This is a genomic window from Pseudomonas sp. TMW 2.1634 (assembly GCF_001703595.1).
GTDB classification, from domain to species: Bacteria; Pseudomonadota; Gammaproteobacteria; order Pseudomonadales; family Pseudomonadaceae; genus Aquipseudomonas; species Aquipseudomonas fragi.
In genome coordinates this window covers 3,273,311-3,298,218 of record NZ_CP016849.1, presented here as the reverse complement: position 1 = coordinate 3,298,218, position 24,908 = coordinate 3,273,311, and the positions used below count along the sequence as shown (strand labels likewise).

The following is a 24,908-nucleotide window of genomic DNA, read 5'->3' as shown; positions in this document are numbered from 1 at the left end:
AGGCCTGCCAGCCGTAGTTGTTGATCAGGGGACCAGATAGCCCCTGATCCCGGTAAAGATAATCTGCGCTGCAAGGGCGCAGACAAACAGGCCCATCAGGCGGCTGACGATCTGTAAACCCTGCTCGCCGAGAATCCGCTCAATGCGGTTGGACAGGTAAAGCACCACGCCCACCGTCAGGCTGGCCAGGGCAATACTCACAATCGCCATCAGCTTGTCATCCCAGTGCGGCTGGCTGACGCCCATGACCAGCAACGCACCGATGGTGCCGGGGCCTACGGTCAGGGGAATGGTCAGCGGCACGATGGTTACGTCCTGCTGCACATTGTCGGTTTGCACCGCAGACTTGCCCTGGGCCATGCCCAGCGCCGAGATAAACAGCACACTACCGGCACCGATGCGGAACGCATCGACGGTGATGCCGAAGACGCTGAAAATCATGCGCCCGAACAGGTACAGCAACACGCTGGAGATCAGCGTGGCCAGGGCCACTTTCCAGGCCAGGCGGCGGCGTTCCTTGTTCGAGTAACCCCGGGTCAGACTGATAAAGCACGACAGCACGAAAAACGGGCTGTAGAGCACCAGCATCTTCAAGTACACACTGAACAGCATATGGAGCATGGTCTGAGCTCACATCGAGGGAGGCGCCGAAAGTCTATCAGGGGGATTGGCGGTCTGTTAGGACAGTTGTGTCCTGGATTGACGCAACTCACGTTGTTCGACCCAATATTCCACCAGCTCACGCAGTTGTGACAGTTCCACGGGTTTGGACATATGCCCGTCCATGCCGGCCTGCCGCGCACGTTCCTTGTGTTCGGTGAGGATATGCGCAGTTAGCGCGACGACCGGGGTGCGCACGCGCTGATGGCTGACTTCCCAGGCGCGCAGTTGCTCGGTGGCGGAAAACCCGTCGAGTACCGGCATCTCACAATCCATCAGCACCAGGTCGTAACGCTGGGCTTTCATCGCCTTGAGCGCTTCGGCGCCATTGCAGGCAGTGTCCGGGTGCAAATTGAGCTTGCCCAGCATGCCGCGGATTACCTTGGTCGAGATATTGTTGTCTTCGGCCACCAGAATGCGGAAGTCGCCCGGCACTGACACCGGCACGACGGCGGGGCCATTGGCCGAGGTGTGTGTACTGGCATGGCCCTTGTTGCGCTGGGTCAGTTCGTCGGCCAGGGTGGTCTTGAGGGTGTAGCCGGCCACCGGCTTGGCGAGGATGCGCTTGATGCCGCAATTGCGCGCAATGATCTTGCTCGGCGCGTTGCTGATGCCGGTGAGCATCACCAGCAGGATGTCGTGGTTCAGGCTCGGGTCTTCCTTGATCTTGGCGGCCAGTTGCATGCCGGTCATGCCGGGCATGTTCTGGTCCAGCAACACGATATCGAAGTAGTCACGCAAGTGCGCCTTGGTGCGCAGCAGGGCCAGGGCTTCCTTGCCCGAGGCGGCGGCGCTGACATTCAAGCCCCAGGCCGAACATTGCTGCACCAGCACTTTGCGGCAGGTGTCGTTGTCGTCGACCACCAGCACCCGTGCGCCTTTGAGCGGGCTGTCCAGGTCCGAGGTGGGGTGTTCCAGGTGCTGCGGGTCCAGGGGCAGGGTCAGCCACAGGTTGCTGCCGGTGGTTTGCCCCGGTTTTATGCCGAATTCGCCGCCCATCAGCATGATCAGCTGGCGGGCAATCACCAGGCCCAAATGGCCGCCAAGGCGGGTGGCGGCGAGGAAGTTCTTGCTGTGCAGTTCGGCATGCAACAGGGCGTCGCGCTCCTGTTCGTCCATCGGCTGGCCGGAGTCCTGGATGGCAATGCGCAGGCGCGGCGGGCCACTGCGTTCCTCAAGGGCCACGACAATCAGGATCTCGCCCTCGTCAGTCTTTTTCAGGGAGCTTTCGAGCAGGCTGAGCAGGGTCTGGCGCAAGCGGGTCGGGTCACCGCTGATCACCCGCGGTACTTGCGGCTGGATAAAGCTGATGAGTTCGACGTTCTGTTGTTCGGCCTTGGTGCGGAAGATGCTCAGGCAATCCTCGATCAGGGCATTGAGGTCGAATTGCACGTCATCCAGCTCGATTTGCCCGGATTCAAGCTTGGAAATGTCGAGAATTTCGTTGATCAGGGTCAGCAGCTCATTGCCCGCGCTGTGAATGGTCTGCACATAGTCGCGCTGCTTGACCGACAGTGGCGTGCCCAGCAGCAATTCGGTCATGCCCAGCACACCGTTCATGGGGGTGCGGATTTCGTGGCTGATCTTGGCCAGGAACTCGGCCTTGGCATTGACCTCGGCCGTGCTGGCCGCCAGCTCGCGGCTGATGCTGAACTGCGCCTGGGTGATGCTGCGGTTGCGCTCGCTCAGGGCAAAGCTCATCAGCAAGCCGCTGATACACACCACACACATCAGCGCCAGCACCAGTTCCTGTGGCGCGATCAGGGTCAGGCCCAGCAGTGCCGGGAGAATCACCAGGGTACCGATATTGAAAATCACCATCGCCATGACAAACATGCGCGCCGGCTTGTAGCCCTTTTGCCAGTGGTAGACCGATACGGCCAGGATGCTGACGCTTGCCAGCCCGACCAGGGCGTAGGTGATGAGGTTCAGCGGCAAGTTGTCGATAAACAGCAGCAACAGGCCGCCCAGGCCGATGATCAGGATGTCCAGCAACAGCAGTTTGAGCAGCCGATGGGCGCCGCGACTGGCGAAAAAGGTATAGGTGAACATCAGCCCGCAAGGTGCGGTCAGCAGCAGGGTCAGGTAGGCCCCCGGGGTTTGCATGCCGTGCCACTGGCCCAGCCAGGGGTCGAGCAGATTCAGGAACAGCACTGAACTGGCCATCAGCAGGGCTTCGCAGATCGCCAGCCACAGGCTGCTGGGCGAGCGGCTAAAGGCAAAGCGTACAAGGTTGTGCAGCAACAGCATCGTCATGCAGCCCAGCAACAGGCCATAGAGCAGGGGTTTGCTCTGGCTGGCGGCCAGCATCACGGCAGTGTCGAGGGTAATGTGCGGGCGCAGTTGGTGGTCAGAGACCATGCGCAGGTAAACATCCAGCGGTTTGCCGCTTTGGGGCAGGGGTAGCAGGTAGTCACTGCTGGGTACCGGTTTGTTGTTGGTGGGCAGTGCCGAACCGGCGTTGATTTCGCTGATCAGTTTTTGATCATCGAACACATACATGTCCAGGCGCGCCAGGTCGGGGGCGAACAGCCGCAGCACCTGCTCGTGCTTGTCGGGTTGCAGGTGTACTCGCAACCACAGGGCTTCGCCGGGTTCGGCAGCCCCTATGCGGTCAAGGTCGACCGGGCTGAACTGGCTGGACAGGCGGGGGGAGCGGACATCGCTCAGTTCCAGCGTGGCCTGCGGGTCTGACAAGACCGACCAACTGGTAGACGGAGCGGCTTGCGCAGGCATCATGCCAAGCACAGTGGCCAGTAAGGCAGCGGTAAAAGCTATGGCGATCCTGAGCCAGCGCACGGCGAAATCCCTTCGTAAAGTGAAGCCTGAGGTTAACTATGCGCGGGCCTGGAATAATTAGGCAAGGCCAGATGGCCCCGCCTATCCGTGTGGAGTGCTTATTCCTGGTTATCACCGCGTTCGCGTGCAATGGCGCGGTAACCAATGTCGTTACGGTAGAAGCAACCGTCCCATTCAATGGCCTTGGCCAGCTCGTAAGCCTTGTGTTGAGCCGCTTCAACAGTGTCGCCCATAGCGGTTGCGCACAGCACGCGGCCACCAGAGGTAACGACTTCACCCGCGGCGTTGAGTGCGGTACCTGCGTGGAACACTTTGCCTTCCAGCTTGGCCGCTGCATCCAGGCCGTGGATCACCGCGCCCTTGGCGTAGTCGCCAGGGTAGCCGCCGGCGGCCAGGACAATGCCCAGGCTCGGGCGTGGGTCCCATTGCGCTTCAACCTTGTCCAGCGCTTGAGCCAATGCGGCTTCAACCAGCAGCACCAGGCTCGATTGCAGACGCAGCATCACCGGTTGGGTTTCCGGGTCGCCAAAGCGGCAGTTGAACTCGATCACTTTCGGGTTGCCGGCCTTGTCGATCATCAGCCCTGCGTACAGGAAGCCGGTGTAGACGTTGCCTTCTTCAGCCATGCCGCGCACGGTTGGCCAGATCACCAGGTCCATCACGCGCTGGTGAACGTCAGCGGTGACCACCGGGGCAGGGGAGTAAGCACCCATGCCGCCGGTGTTCGGGCCGCTATCGCCGTCGCCGACGCGCTTGTGGTCCTGGCTGGTGGCCATTGGCAATACGTTCTTGCCGTCGACCATCACGATAAAGCTGGCTTCTTCGCCGTCCAGGAACTCTTCGATCACCACGCGCGAGCCGGCTTCGCCAAAGGCGTTGCCTGCGAGCATGTCACGCACGGCGTCTTCGGCTTCGCCCAGGGTCATGGCGACGATCACGCCTTTACCGGCAGCCAGGCCATCAGCCTTGATCACGATCGGCGCACCGACTTTCTGCAGGTAAGCCAGGGCCGGTTCGATTTCGGTGAAGTTCTGGTAGTCGGCGGTCGGGATCTTGTGACGCGCCAGGAAGTCCTTGGTGAACGCCTTGGAGCCTTCCAGCTGGGCGGCGCCAGCGGTCGGGCCGAAGCAGTCCAGGCCACGGGCGCGGAACAGGTCAACCACACCGGCAACCAGCGGCACTTCCGGGCCGACGATGGTCAGGGAAACGTTCTTCTCGGCAAAATCTGCCAGTTGCTCAAGGGCCAGCACGTCGATGGCGACGTTTTCGCACTTGGCTTCGATGGCGGTGCCGGCGTTGCCCGGGGCAACGAATACTTTGGCGACACGTGGGTCCTGAGCGACTTTCCAGGCCAGTGCGTGTTCGCGGCCACCGCTGCCAATGATCAAAACATTCATTTCAAAAACCTCGGATGACGCTGAATTCTGGTGAGCACCGCTGAGGTGCCTGAAGGCCGGGCTTTTGTGGGAGCCGGGCTTGCCCGCGATACAGGCACCTCGGGGTTTCATACCTACCGAAGTGTTGCTGTCGCAGGCAAGCCAGCTCCCACAAAAGCCGGTGCCCACATGAGATCGTGCTGTTAGTGACGGAAGTGGCGCATGCCGGTAAACACCATCGCAATGCCGGCTTCGTCAGCGGCAGCAATCACTTCGTTGTCACGCATCGAGCCGCCCGGCTGGATCACAGCAGTGATACCGGCCTTGGCCGCGTTGTCGATGCCGTCACGGAACGGGAAGAATGCGTCCGATGCCATTACGGCGCCCTGTACTTGCAGCCCGGCGTGTTCAGCCTTGATCGCAGCGATACGGGCCGAGTTTACGCGGCTCATCTGGCCTGCGCCGACACCGATGGTCTGACGGCCCTTGGCGTAGACGATGGCGTTGGACTTGACGTACTTGGCCACTTTCCAGGCAAAGATCAGGTCGTTGATCTCTTGCTCGGTCGGGGCGCGCTTGGTCACGATCTTCAGGTCTTCGCTGCCGATCATCTCGATGTCGCGGCTCTGAACCAGCAAACCACCGTTGACCCGCTTGAAGTCCCAGGCCGGAGCGCGATTTTCATCCCACTGGCCGCAGGCCAGCAGGCGCACATTGGCTTTGGCGGCCACGATGGCGCGTGCTTCTTCGCTAACCGATGGGGCGATGATCACTTCAACAAATTGACGCTCAACGATGGCCTTGGCCGTTTCGGCGTCCAGTTCACGGTTGAAGGCGATGATGCCGCCAAATGCCGATTCGGTGTCAGTGGCATACGCCAGCTCGTAGGCCTGGCGGATGCCGCCTTCGGCGTCCGGGCTTACGGCCACGCCGCACGGGTTGGCGTGCTTGACGATGACGCAGGCTGGCTTGACGAAGCTTTTTACGCATTCCAGCGCGGCGTCAGTGTCGGCCACGTTGTTGAACGACAGTTCCTTGCCTTGCAGCTGGGTTGCCGTCGCGATGCTGACTTCGGTCGGCTTGGCTTCAACATAGAACGCCGCTTTCTGGTGCGGGTTCTCGCCGTAGCGCATTTCCTGGGCCTTGATGAACTGGCTGTTGAAGGTGCGCGGGAACAGGCCGCGGTCTTCGGTGCTCAGTGTTTCGGCAGCCTGGTTCACGGTGCCCAGGTAGTTGGCGATCATGCCGTCGTAGGCGGCGGTGTGTTCGAACGCCTTGAGCATCAGGTCGAAACGCTGTGCGTAGGTCAGGCCGCCGGCCTTGAGGTTTTCCAGCACGTTGGCGTAATCGCTGGCATTGACCACGATGGCCACGTCTTTGTGGTTTTTCGCTGCCGAGCGAACCATGGTCGGGCCGCCGATATCGATGTTCTCGATGGCGGTCGGCAGGTCGCAACCTGGCTTGGAGATGGTGGCTTCGAACGGGTAGAGGTTAACCGCGACCAGGTCGATCGGCTTGATGCCGTGCTCGCTCATGATGTCATCGTCAATGCCGCGACGGCCCAGGATGCCACCGTGGATTTTCGGGTGCAGGGTTTTCACCCGACCGTCCATCATTTCTGCAAAGCCGGTGTAGTCCGCGACTTCAACAGCGGCAACGCCGTTGTCTTGCAGCAGCTTGAACGTACCGCCAGTGGACAGGATCTCGACGCCGAGGGCTTCCAGTTCACGGGCGAAATCAAGGATTCCGGTTTTGTCGGAAACGCTGATTAGAGCGCGGCGGATCGGCAGGCGGGTAGTCTGATCGGTCATCTCGATTTCCATCAAAAGCAAAGGAGTCAGCAAAAAAGGCGGCCCGTTTTACCAGGACGCCTTTCAGGTTTGATTGAATGCTTACAGCAGATCGTACTGTTTGAGCTTTTTGCGCAAGGTGCCGCGATTGAGGCCCAGCAGCTCGGAGGCCTTGGTCTGGTTGCCCTTGACGTAGTTCATGACGCACTCGAGAAGGGGAGCCTCGACTTCGGAAAGTACCAGGTTGTAGACGTCCGTGACTTCAGCGCCCTCCAGGTGGGCGAAATAATTGTGCAGCGCCTTTTCGACACTCCCGCGAAGGGTCTGACCTTCTTCGCTCGGTGTATTGAGGTGCTGTTTCAAGTTGACGTTGTCGCTCACGGGCGTTGTTCCACTCACTAATGTCTCGGTCATCATCGTCATGCGGCCACCCATCCTTCGTCCCCTGTCACCAGGCTCTTGTGTCGTTCGGCGAAAAACGCCTGAACGTTGGCGCATTGTGCTTCCGTATCTTCTAAACGATTGAAGTGGGCGCGAAACTCCTTGGCGCCCGGCAAGGTTGCCAGATACCACCCGACATGCTTGCGGGCAATGCGTACGCCCAGTACCTCCCCATAGAAGGTATGCAATGCAGCCAGATGCTCTAGCAGAATACGTTCCACTTCGGCCATCTCCGGTGCCGGCAACAGCTGCCCGGTACGCAGAAAGTGATCGACTTCGCGGAAAATCCAGGGCCGCCCCTGGGCCGCCCTGCCAATCAACAGCCCGTCGGCCCCGGTCGCGTTCAACACGTGCAGGGCCTTGTGGGGTGAATCGATATCGCCGTTGGCAAACACCGGGATCGACACGGCCTGCTTGATCGCGGCAATGGTGTCGTACTCGGCTTCACCGGTGTACAGGTCGGCACGGGTTCTGCCGTGCACCGCCAGGGCGGTAATTCCGGCTTGTTCGGCGATCTTGGCCACCGTGATGCCGTTCTTGTTGTCCCGGTCCCAGCCGGTGCGGATCTTCAGGGTAACCGGCACATCAACCGCAGCCACGACGGCCTGCAGGATCTCGTTTACCAGTGCTTCGTCTTTCAGCAACGCGGAGCCGGCGGCCTTGTTACAGACCTTCTTTGCCGGGCACCCCATGTTGATATCAATAATCTGTGCGCCCAGTTCCACATTGGCCCTGGCGGCGTCTGCCAGCATTTGCGCATCGCCTCCGGCGATCTGTACCGAGCGAGGCTCGGGATCACCGTCGTGAATCATGCGCAGGCGCGATTTGCGGCTGTTCCAGAGACTCATGTCACTGGTGACCATTTCCGAAACAACCAGGCCTGCGCCCATGCGTCGGCAAAGCTGACGAAAGGGCTGGTCGGTGACACCCGCCATAGGGGCGAGAATCAAACCGTTGTGCAATGTATATGGGCCGATGCGTACCGCCGACATAGGACTTCCCTGTTGTGGGGCCGGATCTGGGGAGTTCGAAAAAGGGTTGGCATGATACCCGCTCTCGATGACTGGTTAAAGTCGCAATTGGATGATTTTTGAACAATTGAGGCTTGCCATCGGTTGCAAGTGGCATACGACAAGCTGCAGAGCGCAAAAAAGCTGCTTTTAGCGGCCAACGTGTCGCTAAAGCGTAGCGCGCTTATTCAGGAGAATGAAAACTCAGGCTGTAGTTCACGGCCTTCGGGCCTGGGTCGAGGATGTCCAGGGCTATATGGATAGGGGTTTGCGGCGGCATTTCGGCTTTGGCCATATCGCTGCTGAGGTATTCGCCGGGTTTGAACCGACGACTGGCGATCATTTTGCCGTTGAGATCGGCAAAGCGCAGTTCCAGCAGCGGGAAGGGCTGGGAGAACGGCGCGCGGTTGTAGAGGATGGCATCCACCACCAGCGCTCCGGCAAATTCGGGGTGGCTGCGCACCACCAGGTTGCTGCTCTTGATCCGGTCGATATCAACCTTGGACGGCACCGTACAGCCGATCTGCGGGCATAACTGCTGGAAGATCGGGCGGTACTGGTCCTGGCGCGCCAGCTCATCGAAGTGATTGGCGATGTACTGCCCGGCCAGGGCTGCGGCGGCCAGCAGCACCAGCAGCGTCCAGAGCAGGCGCTTGCCCCAGGGGGTGCGGCGTTTTTGCCAGTCCAGTTGCAGCGGGTCGTCCACCAGATCCAGCAGCGGGTCTTCGCGCATGGCCGGCTCGCTGCGCTTGCGTCTGTCCTTGCTGACGGGCGCAAGCTCAGGGCGTTCGTCGTCCTCGTCATCGGTGGCAGACAGGCGTTCGCCTGCCAGCGGTGGTTCGAGGTCGTCGTCCAGGGACAGCTGGAGCGGCGGGGTGTCGTCCGGTTCGTCGAGGTCCAGTGACAATGACGGCTCGGTACGCCCGGTTTCAGCCAGCTCGGCAGCACTTTCGGCAACCTTGGCGTGCTCGGCGCGGTCTGCGGCAGAGTCACTGAACAGGCTGTCAGACCATTCACCTTCTTCGGCATCAGAGGTTTCGCGTCGAGCGCTCAGGGACGTGCTTTTGGGCGTGTGCGGTTGGCCGAAGCTTTTGCTGGGCTGGATTTCACGCTCTTCGAGCTTGGCCAGTTCTTCGTCCAGATCCAGATGGTCGAGGTCGATCGTGTGTGCCTGCCACGCTGGCGGGCTGACCGGTACGGCCGGGGCGGTTGCCTCGACGGTTGCCGGTTCGCTCGCTTCGGGCGTGGTGGCGGCAGGCGCCTCCACGGTGGGCGGCTGCCCTGTTTCAGTGCTCTGGTTCAGCAGTTGCTGGGCGGCATTGAACACTTGCAGGCAGGCGCCACAGCGCACCACGCCGCGTGCCATGCCCAACTGGGCGTGGCTGACGCGAAAGCTGGTCTGGCAATGTGGGCACTGGGTAACGAAGCTATCGCTCATGCGGCCATCCGGATTGGGCATGGTTTTATTCTAGCGCCGACGGCCGCTGATGCGTACCCAGCCATCGCGATTGGCAATCGGGTCCAGATCGAAGTCCTGGGCGTAAGCTGCCGCCACTTCTTCGCCCTGTTCGGCGAGGATGCCCGACAGTGCCAGGCGACCACCCGGCTTGACCAGGCTGGCCAGTTGCGGGGCCAGGGAAACCAGCGGGCCGGCGAGGATGTTGGCGACTACGACATCGGCCTGCACTTGTGGCATGTCTTCAGGCAAGTACAGCGGGAACAGCTGCGGATCGACGCCGTTGCGGTTGGCGTTGTCGCGCGAGGCTTCCAGCGCCTGGACGTCGATGTCGGTGCCCACGGCGTGCTTGGCGCCCAGCAGCATGGCGGCGATGGCCAGAATGCCCGAGCCGCAGCCGAAGTCCAGCACGGTGCAGTCTTTCAGGTCCTGGCCGTCCAGCCATTCCAGGCACAGCGCGGTGGTCGGGTGAGTGCCGGTGCCGAAAGCCAGGCCCGGATCCAGCAGCAGGTTGACGGCATCCGGCTCGGGCGCTGCGTGCCAGCTTGGCACGATCCACAGGCGCTGGCCGAAACGCATCGGGTGGAAGTTGTCCATCCAGCTGCGTTCCCAATCCTGGTCTTCGATCACTTCGGCGTGATGTTCTGGGAGCGGCGAACCGGTCAGCAGCTCCAGATGGGACAGTACGAGTTCGGCTTCGGTGCCGCCTTCGAACAGTGCCAGCAAGTGGGTGTGCGACCACAGCGGGGTGGTGTTGAGTTCAGGTTCGAAGATCGGTTGGTCTTCGGCGTCCATGAACGTAACCGAGACAGCACCGACTTCGAGGAACGCGTCTTCGTAGGTTTCGGCTTGTTCCGGGCTGATGGCGAGGCGTACTTGCAGCCAAGGCATGGCGGGCACCTTTGAAAAATAGGAGTGTGCAGCCGAGGGGGCTGCGAGAAGCGCGCAAGTTTACGCGAGCAGGGGCTTGGCGGGTAATCAAAAAGCGATGAATGCAACGCAACCCTGGTGGGAGCGGGCTTGCTCGCGATAAAGGCGATCAGGTCTGGCAGGTTGGCCCGTGTGAGGCCATCGCGAGCAAGCCCGCTCCCACAAGGGCAGTTGCCTGGCTTGCAGAAACAACAAAGCCGCTCGAAAGCGGCTTTGTTGACGGAATTACAAACTTACTTGTTAGCCAGTTTGTGTTCCAGGTAGTGAATGTTGACGCCGCCTTCGCAGAAGCCTTCGTCATTCACCAGGTCGCGGTGCAGCGGGATGTTGGTCTTGATGCCGTCGACCACGATTTCGTCCAGGGCATTGCGCATGCGCGCCATGGCTTCGTCACGGGTCGAACCCCAGGTGATCAGCTTGCCGATCAGGGAGTCGTAGTTGGACGGAACCTTGTAGCCGCTGTACAGGTGCGAATCGACGCGAACGCCGTTGCCGCCCGGAGCGTGGAAGTGCTTGACCATGCCAGGGCTTGGCATGAACGTCGCCGGGTCTTCAGCGTTGATCCGGCACTCCAGCGAGTGACCGTGAATGTTCACGTCCGCCTGGGTGAAGGACAGCTTGTTGCCGGCGGCAATGCTCAACATCTCTTTGAGGATGTCGATGCCAGTGACCATCTCGGATACCGGGTGCTCTACCTGCACACGAGTGTTCATCTCGATGAAGTAGAAGCGACCGTTCTCGTACAGGAACTCGAAAGTACCCGCGCCGCGGTAGTTGATGTCAATGCAGGCCTGGACGCAACGGGCCAGAACTTCGGCGCGTGCGGTTTCGTCGATGCCCGGTGCTGGCGCTTCTTCCAGTACTTTCTGGTGACGACGTTGCAGCGAGCAGTCGCGGTCGCCCAGGTGGATCGCATTGCCCTGGCCGTCGGAAAGAACCTGAACTTCCACGTGACGCGGGTTGGTCAGGTATTTTTCCAGGTAGACCATCGGGTTGCTGAACCAGGCGCCGGCTTCTTCGCGGGTCTGCTTGGCAGCTTCGATCAGGTCTTCTTCACGGTTGACCACGCGCATGCCGCGACCACCGCCGCCGCCAGCGGCCTTGATGATCACCGGGTAGCCGACTTCACGGCCAATGCGCAGAGCGGTTTCAGGATCTTCCGGCAGCGGGCCGTCAGAACCTGGAACGGTCGGAACACCAGCCGCGATCATGGCGTGCTTGGCCGAAACCTTATCGCCCATCAGGCGAATGGTGTCAGCTTTCGGGCCGATGAAGGCAAAACCGGATTTTTCGACCTGTTCGGCGAAATCGGCGTTTTCAGCCAAAAAGCCGTAGCCCGGGTGAATCGCCGTGGCACCGGTCACTTCCGCGGCCGCGATGATGGCCGGAATGTGCAGGTAAGACAGGTTGGCCGGTGCCGGACCGATGCAGACGGTTTCGTCTGCCAGGCCCAGGTGCATCAGCTCTTTGTCGGCAGTGGAGTACACCGCGACAGTCTTGATCCCCATTTCCTTGCACGCCCGCAGGATGCGCAAAGCAATCTCGCCACGGTTGGCGATCAGGACTTTTTCCAGCTTCTGAGGCTTCAACATCGTTGGCTCCCCGTGGTTCAAACGATGGTGAACAGCGGTTGGTCGAATTCAACCGGCTGACCGTTTTCTACCAGGATGGATTCGATAACACCGGCTTTTTCGGCCGTGATGTGGTTCATCATTTTCATCGCTTCAACGATGCAAATGGTGTCGCCGACCTTGACGCTCTGGCCCACTTCAACGAAGGCAGGCGAAGTTGGCGACGGAGTGCGGTAGAACGTACCGACCATTGGCGACTTGACCACAAAACCGTTCAGTTTTGGCGCGGCAGGCGCTTCGGTCACCGTGGCAACCGGTGCAACAGCAACCGGCGCTGCAGCAGGCGCTTGCATCGGCGCTGGTGCGTAGTACTGCTGGGCAGGCGTCTTGCTGTGGCGGCTGATGCGTACGGACTCTTCGCCTTCCTTGATTTCCAGCTCGTCGATGCCGGACTCTTCCAGCAGTTCGATCAGTTTCTTAACTTTACGGATATCCATGAATCGTCAACTCCCAATGGGTCTGTCAGGGGCGTTTAGCTTGTAGTTCAAGCTGTTCCAGGGCGGCCTCCAAGGCCAGTCGATAACCGCTGGCGCCAAGGCCGCAGATCACACCTACCGCAACGTCGGAGAAGTAGGAGTGATGGCGGAAAGGTTCGCGTTTGTACACGTTGGACAAATGCACTTCGATGAATGGGATGCTCACCGCGAGCAACGCGTCACGCAATGCCACGCTGGTATGAGTAAAAGCCGCCGGGTTGATCAGGATGAAATCCACGCCTTCGTTGCGGGCAGCGTGTACGCGGTCGATCAATTCATACTCGGCATTGCTTTGCAGGTAGAGCAAATGGTGGCCGGCATCGCGGGCTCTTTGTTCCAGGTCCTGATTGATTTGCGCCAGGGTTGTTGCGCCGTAGACGCCCGGCTCGCGGGTGCCGAGCAGGTTCAGGTTGGGGCCGTGCAGTACCAGGAAAGTCGCCATCTGCTGTTCCTTATTATCTGTGTGCAGTTGTCAGTGCCGGGCGACTATGCCGAAAAGCGGATTCGCTGTCCAGTTAACTGCAATAGCCAGCACGATGACCGATGTTCGCGAAAAGTTTGTGACTGGTGCTCTAGATCTGGTCATTCGCGATGGCGACACGTTCGGCGAAGTCCGTTGCATTGATCTCGCCGATGACCCGTTGGTCACTTATTTCGCTGCCGTTTTTGCCGAAGAACATCAGGGCTGGCGGGCCGAACAATGTGTACTGATCGAGCAGGGCGCGTTGCTCGGCATTGCTGGCCGTGATGTCGAAGCGCACCAGCCGGTAACCCTTGAGCAGCTCCAGCACGCGGGGGTTGTTCAGCACCTCGTGCTCGATCACTTTGCAACTGATGCACCAGTCGGCGTACCAGTCCAGCAACAGTGGCTGGCCAGCAGCCCTGGCCTGGGCCAGGGCGCTGTCCAGTTCGGCCGGGGTGCTGACGGTGAGCCACTGGCCTGCCGGTTGTGCGTTGCCGGTTACTGCGCTGGCAGCCGGTTGTGCGTGGCCGATGGGGTTGAAAGGGTCGCTTTGCCCGCTCAGGGCGCCGTACCAGCAGGCCAGCGCGTAGACCAGCAAAAACACACCCAGCAACTGGGCAAGACGCTGGCGCGGGGCTTTGTGGGTGAACTCCAGCGTGCCCAGGAACAGGCTCACGCCTGCGGCCAGTGCGCCAATCAGCAGCAGGGTGACCGGGCCGGGCAGCACGCGGCTAAGCAGGCCGATGGCCAGACCGAGCAGCAGCACGCCGATGGCATTTTTTACACTGACCAGCCACGGCCCGCTTTTCGGCAGCCAGGCCGCGCCACCAGTGGCTACCAGCAACAGCGGCGCACCCATGCCCAGGCCCAGGGCGAACAGCTTCAGGCCGCCCCCCAACGCATCGCCACTGGCGCTGATATACAGCAGCGCGCCGGCCAGCGGCGCCGATACGCACGGTGATACCAGCAGGCTGGACACCACGCCCAGCACCGCTGCGCCCCACAGCGAACCACCTTGGGTGCGGTTGGCGACACGATCCAGGCGATTGCTGATGGCTTGCGGCAGTTTCAGCTCAAACACGCCGAACATGGCCAGGGCGAAAATGGCGAAAAACAGCGCAAACGGCACCAGCACCCACACCGACTGCAGGCGCGCCTGCAGATTGAGCTGGGCACCGAACATGCCCATCAACGCGCCCAGCAGGGCAAAGCACGCCGCCATTGGCAGCACATAGGCCAGCGACAGGCTGAAGCCCCGCAGCCCACCCACCTGGCCGCGCAACACCACGCCCGAGAGGATCGGCAGCATCGGCAATACGCAGGGGGTAAAGGTCAGGCCCAACCCGGCAAGGAAAAACAGCGCCAGTTCGCGCCAGTTCCACGCTTTTGCCGGTGTGCCGGTGCCGGTGCCGGTGCCGGTGCTGGTGACGGTAGTGCCATCAATGCTCAGGCGTTCGGTCTCAGGCGGGTAGCACAGGCCCTTGTCGGCGCAGCCCTGATAGCTGACCACCAGGGTGAAGGGGCGCGAATCGTTGGCCGGGCGCGGGATATCTACGTCGAGAATGCCGTGATAGACCTCGACATCGCCGAAGTACTCATCGTGCTTGGCTTCGCCGGGGGGCAGTTGCGCGGTGCCCAGGGCGATGTCGGCGGGTTCGGTCTTGAAGGCGAACCGGTGCCGATACAGGTAATAGCCTTCGGTGGGCACAAAACGCAGCTTGATTGACTCGGGAGTGCTGCTGATCAGGTTGAGCTTGAACGCTTCGCGTACCGGTAAAAAGTCGCTGCTGTTATTGATGGCGCCCAGGGTTGCACTGGGTCGGTTATCCAGCAACCCCGCGCCCAGGGCAGGCACGGCAAACAGCAAACACAGGAGCAAAAACAGGCGGCGCATAGGAATCTCGCAAAGCAAACGTGCGGGCATGATAGCGCGGTGAATGGATGGGGTGCAGCAACCCCTGTCGTGGGTGGGGGTGGGAGCGGGCTTGCTCGCGATGCAGGCGGCGCGGTCTTCCTGCATGACTGCGCAGATGCAATCGCGAGCAAGCCCGCTCCCACAGGGTGTGCGGGGTTACACCCGGAAGGCCTGTACCGCGGTGTTGAGCTGCGAGCCCAGTTCCAGCAGTTGCTGGCTCTGGTCGCGGGCAATGCCGATGCGTTGCAGGTTTTCGTCGCCCAGCACATGGATGCGTTCGCTGTGGTCGCGAATCTCGCTCACCGCCCCGGTCTGCTGCGCGGTCACATCGGCGATGCGCACCGCGGTATCGGAGATGGTGGCAATGGCGCCGACAATTTCATCCAGCGCGCCGTCGGCATCCTGGGCTTGCTGGGCGGTGGCCTGGGCGTGGGTCACTTGCGCGCGAATGCCTTCTACCGATTGGCGGGCGGCCAGTTGCAGCCCGCCGATCAGGGTCTGGATCTCGTTGGTGGCCCCTGCAGTACGCTGGGCCAGCGAGCGTACTTCTTCAGCCACCACGGCAAAGCCACGGCCCATTTCGCCGGCGCGGGCGGCTTCGATGGCGGCGTTGAGCGCCAACAGGTTGGTCTGGTCGGCAATCGAACGAATCACCGTGAGCACACCGCCGATGGTGGCCGACTCTTCGGCCAAACGCTCGATGGTCTGCGCGTTGCCCTGCACTTCACCCACCAGGGCATGCAGCCCGGTCAGGCTCTGGCCGATCACCCGCTGCCCCTGGGCCACCGCGAGGCCGGCGCTGCGGCTGGCATCGGCGGCCTGGCTGGCATCACCCGCCACTTGCGAGATGGTTGCTTCCAGTTCACCCAGGGCGTCGCGGATTTGCGCGGTATCCCCGGCCTGGCGTTCAGCGCCGCCATGCAGGCCGGTGCTCAGCTCGGCCAGGGTCTGGCTGCTGCCGGCCACTTGTTCGGCATTCAGGCGCAGGGTGCCCACCAGGTTCACCAGGTAGCTGCGCAGGCGGTTAAGCGAGGACTCGATGTCACGCAATTCGCGATTGGTCTTGCCCAGCTGGATATCGCGGCTGAAGTCGCCTTCGGCCCAGGTCGACAGCAGCGGCGCCAGGTAGGTCAGCACCCGCGCCAGCTTGCGCTGCAGGGTATCGATCAACAGCGCGATGAGCAGGATCAGGCCAATCATCAGGCCCTGGATCAGCCGCACTTCATTCTGGATGTGTGCGTGCTCGGCGCGCACCACCGGCTCCAGTTCGGCGATGGCCTGCTGCACGGCATCGAGCTTGAGGTGGGTGGCGGCGCTGAGCTGGCTGCGTTGTTCGATCTGGTTTTGGGTGCGCTTGAGTTCGGCGGGGTAGCGGCTGAGCAGGCTGTTGAGTTCGCGCTTGAGGCCTATTGCGGCATCTTCGGCCTTGGCGGGGTCAGTGGCATCAAGGCCCATCATCGCGGCAAAATCGTCGGTGCCCGAGGCGCTTGTGCTGTTCACGCCGAGCAGGGGCAGGGCGTCGATTTGCCTGGCCTGAAGCGCAATGTTGTCCAGTTCGCGCTCGACGTCGCCGGCCAGTTCACTGCGCCCGCTGCTGACCAGTTTGTCCCGGGCCAGGGACAGCTTGGCCAGGTGTTGCGAGGCGCTGAGCAGCAAGGGCAGGTAGGCGCGGGCCTCGTTGGAAGTCGCGTCGCTGGCGTATTGGCCCAGTTGTTCGAGGCTGGCACCCAGCTCGCGCTCGGCCTGCAGCAGCAAGGCCTGGGGGTCGCCGGCCAGTTTGCCGGCGGCCAGCAGTTCGGTATTGCTGTAGGTGCTCAGGTTTTCCAGGCTGGGGCGCAGCGTGTCGGCCAGTGCGGGCGGCAAAGGGCCTAGTTGGCTTTTGAGGCTGTCCAGCGCACTGTTGGCATCGCTCAGGCGCAGGGCGTCGCCACTGGCGAGATAGTCCTCGATATTGCGCGCCACGTTGTTCTGGAACTGCTGCGACAGGCTCAAGTAGCGCTCCATCAACAGAAACGGCCGCTCCAGGGCTTGTTGCGACCACCACAGGGTTGCCCCCAGGGCCAGGCACACGGCGACCAGCAACAGGGTGTTGAGGTTGGTTAGCAGCTTCAGGCGCATGTGGGATTTTGCCTACTACACAGTCAGAAGCGGCAAAAGTTATTGCACTTAAGTTACAGCGGTGTGACGAAAACCCGGGATCAGGAACAAATAGTGGCAATTGGCCTTGTCTGGTGGAAGCCATGCACCTGATTACGCCCGTTGTTCTTGGCGCGGTACAGGGCTTCGTCGGCCTGGGAGGCCATCAGCAGGCTGTCGGCATCGCCGTGCATCTGCACCACGCCCGCGCTGAAGGAGCACGACAGGTCCACAGGTTGTGCCGGGTAGTGGATTTCGGCAAAGCGCTGACGAATCTGATTGAGCACTTTGTGGGCCGACTCCTGGTCGGTGTCGGGCATGACAATGGCAAACTCTTCACCGCCGTAGCGGCCAATAAAGTCGGTTTTGCGCAGGCGCTGCTTGAGGAACAGCGCCAGGCTCTTGATCACCCGGTCGCCCATCGGGTGGCCGTAGCCATCGTTGACGTGCTTGAAGTGGTCAAGGTCGAGCATGGCAAAGCTCAGGGGGCGGTTCTCGCGGCGGGCGCGAAAGGTGCAGTCTTCGAGCAATTGCAGGATATGGGTGTGGTTGTACAGCCCGGTCAGGCTGTCACGCACCATCCGCGCCTTGAGATGGCGGGCGCGGGCTGCACGGTTGCGCACGGTGGTGATCAGGTGGCGCGGCTGGATCGGCTTGGTGAGGAAGTCATCGCCGCCCTCGCTCATGGCATCGAGCTGCTTGTCCATATCGTCTTCGGCCGACAGGTAAATGATCGGCACGCTGACATAGCGGTCGTTGTGGCGGATCACCTTGGCCAGCTCGGTGCCGGTGCAGCCCGGCATATACATGTCGAGGATAATCAGGTCGGGCTGGAATTCCGCCAGCTCGGTCATGGCCTGAATCGGGTCGATCAGGGTGCGGGTGACAATCCCGGCGCCATTGAGCAGGCGCTCGGCATGCAGGGCCTGGGCCCGGGAGTCGTCAATGATCAGCACTTTGTAGGGTTCGTACTGGGCGACACAGGTCAGCACCTCGATTTTTTCCATCAGGCTTGAGGCTTCGAGGGTGCCGGTCAAAAAACCTTGCCCGCCTGCGCGCACGGCCGCCAGCCGGGTAGGGGTATCGGCCTCATGAAGGCTGAAAAACAGCAGCGGCAGTTTTTGCTCAAGACCGATCTGGGCTTCTGCGGCCAGCGTCAGGCCAACGCCCGCCCCGGCGAAGTCCACGTCCATGACAATGGCGGCCGGGTGGCGCTCGGTCATGGCCAGGCGAAATCCGGCAGGGCTGCTGAAGGCCAGGGCGCTGAGTTCGAAAAACTCCAGTTGCCGGGCCAGCCGATCGGCGCGTTCCAGGTCCTGGAGCAGGATATACACCGGCTTGCGCAGGGGAGGCAGGCTGATATTGGCTGCCCGGTCACCCTGGCGCAGGCCGGTGCGCGACAGGCGCTGCATCAGGCGGTTGAGTTCAGTGATGATCGGGCTGTTCAGGCGGCTCTGGTTGGCGGCCATGTCGCGTAGCGTCAGGTCGATGGCCCGCGCCAGCTCGCTGTGCTCGGGCTGCTCGAAGCGCTCGGCAAAACGCAGCAGGCGCAGGTTGGCATCGTCAAGCTCGGCCAGGCTGGCAGGCGACCATTCATTGGCCTGCAGGCGCTGCCAGATCTCAAGAATCTGGCGAGCCTGGTGGGTGACACGCTGGGCAAAGTGGTTTTTCAGGCGCTCGCGACTGGGGTCTTCTTGCTCGGTCATAACCTGGCTGCTGGGTAGTGAAGCATGCTGAAGTCGAATGATGGCTCTATGCTAGCAGCTCATTGCAAATGTACGAGTTTCTCCTTGAAATTAACTGTGGGGCAGCCATATTGCCCATCACCTGCGCGCATGTTCTATAGTGCCGGGCGTAGTGGCCCCCTGAGATAAAAAGCGTGCATGCAAGGCACGATGGGTTAGGGTTGTGGTCGAACCGTTGAATCAAGCAGATGAAAGGATATAGCCATGCTGGACTGGAAAAAACGTGAGGGCACAGCCCGCGAATCGGTCAAAGAGCCCAAAACACAGTCGCGTGGCTATTTCAAAAGCATCCTGCTGAGCCGCTCCATCGCGGTGCTGGTGGCGATTTTTATCGTGGTCAACCTGGGCCTGGGCTGGTACTGGAGCCAGGAGCCTGACCTGTTCCCGGTGCAGCAAAACGCACAATTGGCGGCCGAGAAAGAAGGCAAGCAAATGGTGCCGGGCTTCACCACCGTCGAAACCCTCAAGACCGTTGCCGGTACCTTGCTCAACAAGCCGGGCGGCTACCTGTCCAATGACCGTTTTCCGCCGGGCATCTTCCTGGACAACATCCCGAGCTGGGAATACGGCGTGCTGGTACAGGTGCGCGACCTGACCCGTGCCCTGCGCAAAGACTTCGCCCGTTCGCAGTCACAGTCGGCTGAAGATGCGGATCTGGCCAAGGCCGAACCGCGTTTCAACTTCGACAACAAGAGCTGGATGCTGCCGTCCAGCGAATCCGAATACCAAGAAGGCATCAATTCCCTGAGCCGTTATCAGGCGCGCCTGTCTGACCCGAATCAGAAAAACGCCCTGTTCTATGCCCGCGCCGATAACCTGAACAACTGGCTGGGCGATGTGGGCACCCGTCTGGGCTCCCTGTCGCAACGCCTGTCGGCCAGCGTGGGCCGGGTCAAGCTCAACAGCGCGCTGAAAACCGAAAGCCTGCAACCGGGCCAGGTGCCGGTGGTGGACGAGGAAGTGGTCGAAACCCCGTGGATGCAGATCGACAACGTGTTCTATGAAGCACGCGGTCAGGCCTGGGCCTTGTCGCACCTGCTGCGTGCCATCGAAGTGGATTTTGCCGATGTACTGGCCAAGAAAAACGCCACGGTCAGCGTGCGTCAGATCATTCGCGAGCTGGAAGCAGCGCAGGAACCGGTCTGGAGCCCGATGATCCTCAATGGCAGCGGCTATGGCGTGCTGGCCAACCACTCGCTGGTCATGGCCAACTACATTTCCCGCGCCAACGCCGCGGTCATGGACTTGCGTCAACTGCTGTCGCAAGGCTAAGCGATGGTTATTTCAGCTTTGGAGGCTGCGCACCGTGCGGCCTCCGATGTCGAACAAGTTGCCTGGGTCGATCGCGATGATCGCCTGCTGGGCGGCCTGCCCCGGCATGAACTGCGCGAGCGCGGCCTGATCGGGCGCGGCACTTTTATTTTATTGTTCAACTCTGCCGGGGAGCTGTGCGTGCATCAACGCACCCTGAGCAAAGCGCTGTACCCGGGGTTTTGGGACGTGGCGGCGGGGGGCATGGTGGGCGTGGATGAAACCTACGCCGAGTCGGCGGCCCGCGAGCTGGCAGAGGAGTTGGGTGTAAGAGGCGTGCCGCTGACGGCCCATGAACGGTTTTACTTCGAAGCCCCGCAAAACCACCTGTGGTGCGCGGTGTTTTCGGCGGTGTGGGACGGCCCGTTGCAGGTGCAACCTGAAGAAGTCCAGCAAGCGTGTTTTATGCCGGTGGCCGAGGCGCTGCGCCTGAGTACGCAACGGGACTACTGCCCTGACTCATTGGATGCGCTCAAGCGCTATCTGGCCCAGGGCTGACGTTGATTCCCCCTGTGGGAGCGGGCTTGCTCGCGATTCAGGCGACCCGGTTTTTCAGTTGCACCGCTGCGATCCCATCGCGAGCAAGCCCGCTCCCACAAGTTCGTGGCTGGCGCTTTAGAAAATGCCGCCGATTGGCTATTGGGATGCAGCGATTTTGTCGTTACACTGCGCGACCTTTTTCAGGCTCAGGCGGGTTTCCCCCCTGAGTTGCGCTGCCCCTGCCAGAGTGGGGCTTCGCGGTCGGTACACCTTGGCGCAACAGCGTCAGGCACCGGCCAATTATTTGTCCTCCGAATGAGGATTGCCGGTGGCCAAAAAAGCCGCATCCTTCGCCGCCCTGGGTGGCCTGGTATTTTCCACCGACGCAGGTCGTCACTGTCCGGACTGTCGCCAGCCGGTGGACGCCTGTACCTGCAAACAAACCCTGATCCCCGAAGGTGACGGCATCGCCCGCGTGCGCCGCGAAAGCAAAGGCCGTGGCGGCAAGACGGTGACCACCATCACCGGCGTGCCGCTGGCTGAAGACGCACTCAAGGAACTGGCCACGACGTTGAAAAAACGCTGTGGCACCGGTGGCGCGTTGAAAGACGGCATCATCGAGATCCAGGGCGATCACGTCGAGCTGCTGCTGGCCGAACTGGTCAAGCACGGTTTCAAGGCCAAGAAGTCCGGCGGCTAGCAGCCTCTGTGAAAGCCACCGCAGCGCCGCTCCGGCGCCCCTCGTGGGCTGGCCAGGGCGCGCTTGCCATGGTTTTCACAGAGCCTGTTATCACCGGTTTCTAAACTCGGCGCTGTTGTCAGGGTCTGACTAATCGTCACTTTCACACTTTAGACTGCGCCAGCCTGCTTTCAGGCTGGGCTATTTGACTTATTTATAGGGGACTTCGATGTCCGTACGACGCACACGCAAAGACGATGGCAGCCAATGGACAGTTGCGGACAGCCGCAGTGTTTACGGGATTCGCCATTGGGGGCCGGGTATTTCGCGATCAATGAAGCCGGTCGCGTAGAAGTCCGTCCGAACGGCCCGAACAGCTCGCCCATCGATTTGTACGAGCAGGTCGACGAACTGCGCAAGACCAGCGGTTTGTCCTTGCCGTTGCTGGTGCGTTTCCCGGATATCCTGCAAGACCGTGTACGCCAGCTGACCGGCGCGTTCGATGCCAACATCGCGCGCCTGGACTACCAGAGCCAGTACACCGCCCTGTACCCGATCAAGGTTAACCAGCAGGAAGCGGTGATCGAAAACATCATCGCCACCAAGAACGTGTCGATCGGTCTTGAAGCCGGTTCCAAGCCCGAGCTGCTGGCCGTGCTGGCCCTGGCGCCCAAGGGCGGCACCATCGTCTGCAACGGTTACAAGGACCGTGAGTTCATCCGCCTGGCGCTGATGGGCCAGAAGCTGGGCCACAACGTCTTTATCGTGATCGAGAAAGAATCCGAAGTAGACCTGGTAATCGAAGAAGCGGCCTCGCTCAAGGTCAAGCCGCAGGTCGGCCTGCGCGTGCGCCTGTCGTCCCTGGCGTCGAGCAAGTGGGCTGACACCGGCGGTGAAAAATCCAAGTTCGGTCTGTCGGCCGCGCAACTGCTGTCGGTGGTTGAGCGCTTCCGTGCGGCGGGCCTGGATCAGGGCATCCGCCTGCTGCACTTCCATATGGGCTCGCAGATCGCCAACCTGGCGGACTACCAGCACGGTTTCAAGGAAGCGATCCGCTACTACGGCGAACTGCGCAACCTCGGCCTGCCGGTTGACCATATCGACGTGGGCGGCGGCCTGGGTGTGGACTACGACGGTACCCACTCGCGCAACGCCAGTTCGATCAACTACGACATGGACGACTACGCCGGTGTGGTTGTGGGCATGCTCAAGGAATTCTGCGACGCGCAGAGCCTGCCGCACCCGCATATCTTCTCCGAAAGCGGCCGTTCCCTGACTGCGCACCACGCCATGCTGGTGGTGCAAGTGACTGACGTCGAGAAACACAACGACGACGTGCCGGTTATCGAAAACAAGGAAAGCCTGCCAGAAACCGTGCAGTGGCTGGTGGACCTGCTGGGTCCGACCGACATTGAGATGGTCACCGAAACCTACTGGCGCGCCACGCACTACATGAGCGACATCGCTGCCCAGTACGCCGATGGCAAAATCACCCTGGCGGAAAAAGCCCTGGCCGAACAGTGCTACTTTGCCGTGTGCCGTCGCCTGCACAACTCGCTGAAAGCGCGTCAGCGTTCTCATCGTCAGGTGCTGGACGAGCTCAACGACAAGCTGGCCGACAAGTACATCTGCAACTTCTCGGTATTCCAGAGCCTGCCGGACACCTGGGCGATTGGCCAGGTACTGCCGATCCTGCCGCTGCACCGCCTCAACGAAGAGCCGCTGCGCCGCGCCGTGCTGCAAGACCTGACCTGCGACTCCGACGGCAAGATCAAGCAATACGTCGACGAGCAGAGCATCGAGACCAGCCTGCCGGTACACGGGCTCAACGAAGGCGAAGACTACCTGCTGGGTATCTTCCTCGTGGGCGCGTACCAGGAAATCCTGGGTGACATGCACAACCTGTTCGGTGATACCGATTCGGTGAACATCTACCAGAACGAAGACGGCAGCGTGTACCACGCCGGTATCGAGACCCACGACACCATCGAAGACATGCTGCGCTACGTGCACTTGTCGCCCGAGGAGTTGATGAACCACTACCGTGACAAAGTGGCCAGCGCCAGCATCAGTGCCAAGGAGCGTACTCAGTACCTCGACGCACTGCGCCTGGGCCTGACCCGCTCGTCGTACCTGTCGAGCCACTGATCGCCTCCGGGCCTCAGTGCTGACTGAAAAACGCCGGCGCGTGCATTGCACGCGCCGGCGTTTTTTTTGGCCGCAGGATCAGGCGCCGAACCACTGGTCCTTGCGCTGCATGCGCCATGCATACACGGCCAGGGTCAGGCTGCGCAGCACCATGAACAGCAGGAAACTTATCCACAGGCCGTGGTTGCCATAGCCGTGCAGGGCCCAGGCGGCGGGGAAGGCGATGACCACGCTGATGACCATCGCATCGCGCATTTCCCGGGCGCGGGTGGCGCCGATAAACAGGCCGTCGAGCAAGTAGCTCCACACCGCGATCAGCGGCAGCAGGGCCAGATACGGCAGGTACTGGAATGCGGTTTCACGCACGCTGGGGATATCGGTCTGCATTTGTACAAACAGATGCCCGCCAAACATGAACAGCAACGCAAACCCCAGGCTGGCCAGCAGCGACCAGCCGCAGGCCACCACCATCGAACGGCGCAAGGCCTCACGGTCACGGGCGCCGATGGCATGCCCGCACAGCGCCTCGACAGCATGGGCCAGACCGTCCAGGGCATGGGCCGCCAGTAGCAGGCCGTTGAGCAGCAGCGCATTGGCCGCTACCGTGGCATCGCCCAGGCGGGCGCCTTGCAGGGTGATGGAGAAAAACACCAGTTGCAGCATCAGGCTGCGGATAAAAATATCGCGATTGACCCCCAGCAGCGGCTGCCAGTTATGCCAGGCGCGCAAGGCGGCCCACATCAGTGTGCCGGGGAATCGGCGCAGCGCACCGCGGGTCAGCCACAGACCGAGCAGGGCGCCGCTCCACTCGGCAATCACCGAGGCTCGCGCCGAGCCGGCCACGCCCCAGTCCAGCCCGAGCACGAACCACAGGTTGAGGGCGATATTGACCAGATTAGTGGTGAGCAAAATCGCCAGTGGTGCGCGGGCGTTTTGCGTCCCCAGAAACCAGCCCACCAATGCGTAGCTGGCCAGGGCAGCGGGCAGGCCAAACAGCCGGATGTGGAAGAACTCCAGGGTCAGGGCATGCAGTTCGGTGGAAGGCTGCATCAGGCTCAGGGCCACACCGCTGAAAGGAATCGCGATGGCGCCCAGCAGCATCGACAGCAGCACGCTGAGCAACAGGCCCTGCAGCAGAATCTGGCGCAGGGCGGTGCCATCGCCGCGCCCGGCGGCTTGCGCGGCGAAGCCGGTGGTGCCCATGCGCAAAAAGCCCATCATCCAGGCCAGGAAGATATACAGGCTGGCGCCCACGGCAACGGCACCCAACTGGTGGGCATGGGGCAAATGGCCGATGACCGTGCTGTCGACCAGTGCCACCAGTGGCACGGAGATATTGGACAGGATCATGGGGGCCGCCAGCGCCCACACCCGGCGATGGGTCGGGCGGTCGCGCCAGTCGGCTAGAAGGGAAGATGACATGCAGGCTCCTTTGGGGAGCGCGATTGTAACCTGTGGGAGC

General features: G+C 61.5%; 18 protein-coding genes and 1 pseudogene. 4 read left to right on the top strand and 15 right to left on the bottom strand.

The window, feature by feature from the left end:
• Positions 1 to 24: 24 nt before the first annotated feature.
• The 14 genes from BFC21_RS15640 to BFC21_RS15570 form a co-directional block, all read right to left on the bottom strand.
• Positions 25 to 621: a MarC family protein gene (locus tag BFC21_RS15640; protein ID WP_088378296.1), complete on the bottom strand. Its 597-nt coding sequence runs from the start codon at positions 619 to 621 to the stop codon at positions 25 to 27.
• A gap of 57 nt (positions 622 to 678) precedes the next feature.
• On the bottom strand, positions 679 to 3,459 hold the full coding sequence (locus BFC21_RS15635) for a hybrid sensor histidine kinase/response regulator (RefSeq protein WP_088378295.1): 2,781 nt from the start codon (positions 3,457 to 3,459) through the stop codon (positions 679 to 681).
• Between the two features lie 98 nt (positions 3,460 to 3,557).
• The gene (gene purD / locus BFC21_RS15630; protein WP_088378294.1) at positions 3,558 to 4,856 is read right to left on the bottom strand and encodes a phosphoribosylamine--glycine ligase; all 1,299 of its coding nucleotides are present in this window, start codon (positions 4,854 to 4,856) and stop codon (positions 3,558 to 3,560) included.
• Positions 4,857 to 5,038: 182 nt separating this feature from the next.
• Positions 5,039 to 6,646, bottom strand: a complete 1,608-nt coding sequence (purH, locus tag BFC21_RS15625; protein ID WP_095005309.1) for a bifunctional phosphoribosylaminoimidazolecarboxamide formyltransferase/IMP cyclohydrolase — start codon at positions 6,644 to 6,646, stop codon at positions 5,039 to 5,041.
• Between the two features lie 81 nt (positions 6,647 to 6,727).
• Positions 6,728 to 7,048 (bottom strand): DNA-binding transcriptional regulator Fis, encoded by a 321-nt coding sequence (fis, locus tag BFC21_RS15620; protein WP_003439210.1) that lies wholly within the window; start codon positions 7,046 to 7,048, stop codon positions 6,728 to 6,730.
• Positions 7,045 to 8,058, bottom strand: coding sequence for a tRNA dihydrouridine synthase DusB (gene dusB / locus BFC21_RS15615; RefSeq protein WP_088378292.1), 1,014 nt, complete (start codon positions 8,056 to 8,058; stop codon positions 7,045 to 7,047). The genes fis and dusB overlap by 4 nt, the downstream gene beginning before the upstream one ends.
• 202 nt (positions 8,059 to 8,260) lie before the next feature.
• Positions 8,261 to 9,514: a DUF3426 domain-containing protein gene (locus BFC21_RS15610; RefSeq protein WP_088379540.1), complete on the bottom strand. Its 1,254-nt coding sequence runs from the start codon at positions 9,512 to 9,514 to the stop codon at positions 8,261 to 8,263.
• 30 nt (positions 9,515 to 9,544) lie between these two features.
• Positions 9,545 to 10,423, bottom strand: coding sequence for a 50S ribosomal protein L11 methyltransferase (prmA, locus tag BFC21_RS15605; RefSeq protein ID WP_088378291.1), 879 nt, complete (start codon positions 10,421 to 10,423; stop codon positions 9,545 to 9,547).
• A gap of 272 nt (positions 10,424 to 10,695) precedes the next feature.
• A complete protein-coding gene (accC, locus tag BFC21_RS15600) occupies positions 10,696 to 12,054 on the bottom strand; it encodes an acetyl-CoA carboxylase biotin carboxylase subunit (protein WP_088378290.1) in 1,359 nt (452 codons plus the stop codon).
• Positions 12,055 to 12,071: 17 nt separating this feature from the next.
• On the bottom strand, positions 12,072 to 12,530 hold the full coding sequence (gene accB / locus BFC21_RS15595; RefSeq protein ID WP_016783392.1) for an acetyl-CoA carboxylase biotin carboxyl carrier protein: 459 nt from the start codon (positions 12,528 to 12,530) through the stop codon (positions 12,072 to 12,074).
• A gap of 25 nt (positions 12,531 to 12,555) precedes the next feature.
• Positions 12,556 to 13,011, bottom strand: coding sequence for a type II 3-dehydroquinate dehydratase (aroQ, locus tag BFC21_RS15590; protein ID WP_016783393.1), 456 nt, complete (start codon positions 13,009 to 13,011; stop codon positions 12,556 to 12,558).
• Between the two features lie 130 nt (positions 13,012 to 13,141).
• A complete protein-coding gene (locus BFC21_RS15585; RefSeq protein ID WP_120266333.1) occupies positions 13,142 to 14,926 on the bottom strand; it encodes a protein-disulfide reductase DsbD in 1,785 nt (594 codons plus the stop codon).
• Positions 14,927 to 15,103: 177 nt separating this feature from the next.
• A complete protein-coding gene (locus BFC21_RS27840) occupies positions 15,104 to 16,147 on the bottom strand; it encodes a methyl-accepting chemotaxis protein (RefSeq protein WP_369782709.1) in 1,044 nt (347 codons plus the stop codon).
• A 998-nt stretch (positions 16,148 to 17,145) separates the two neighbouring features.
• Complete coding sequence (locus BFC21_RS15570; protein ID WP_120266331.1) at positions 17,146 to 18,789, bottom strand: PleD family two-component system response regulator; 1,644 nt, start codon at positions 18,787 to 18,789, stop codon at positions 17,146 to 17,148.
• 243 nt (positions 18,790 to 19,032) lie between these two features.
• Between BFC21_RS15570 and BFC21_RS15565 the strand changes: the two genes are divergently transcribed.
• The 4 genes and pseudogenes from BFC21_RS15565 to speA all read left to right on the top strand — a co-directional run bounded on the left by BFC21_RS15565 (position 19,033) and on the right by speA (position 23,446).
• Positions 19,033 to 20,100 carry a DUF2333 family protein gene (locus tag BFC21_RS15565; protein ID WP_016783397.1) on the top strand — a complete coding sequence of 356 codons (1,068 nt, stop codon included), beginning with the start codon at positions 19,033 to 19,035 and terminating at the stop codon, positions 20,098 to 20,100.
• A gap of 3 nt (positions 20,101 to 20,103) precedes the next feature.
• Positions 20,104 to 20,637, top strand: a complete 534-nt coding sequence (locus tag BFC21_RS15560; protein WP_088378287.1) for an NUDIX hydrolase — start codon at positions 20,104 to 20,106, stop codon at positions 20,635 to 20,637.
• Between the two features lie 310 nt (positions 20,638 to 20,947).
• Positions 20,948 to 21,319 (top strand): translation initiation factor Sui1, encoded by a 372-nt coding sequence (locus BFC21_RS15555; protein ID WP_016783399.1) that lies wholly within the window; start codon positions 20,948 to 20,950, stop codon positions 21,317 to 21,319.
• Positions 21,320 to 21,527: 208 nt separating this feature from the next.
• Positions 21,528 to 23,446: pseudogene (gene speA / locus BFC21_RS15550) on the top strand (arginine decarboxylase).
• A gap of 78 nt (positions 23,447 to 23,524) precedes the next feature.
• On the opposite strand, the gene BFC21_RS15545 reads toward speA, so the two are convergent.
• The gene (locus BFC21_RS15545; protein WP_088378286.1) at positions 23,525 to 24,868 is read right to left on the bottom strand and encodes an MATE family efflux transporter; all 1,344 of its coding nucleotides are present in this window, start codon (positions 24,866 to 24,868) and stop codon (positions 23,525 to 23,527) included.
• Positions 24,869 to 24,908: the final 40 nt, after the last annotated feature.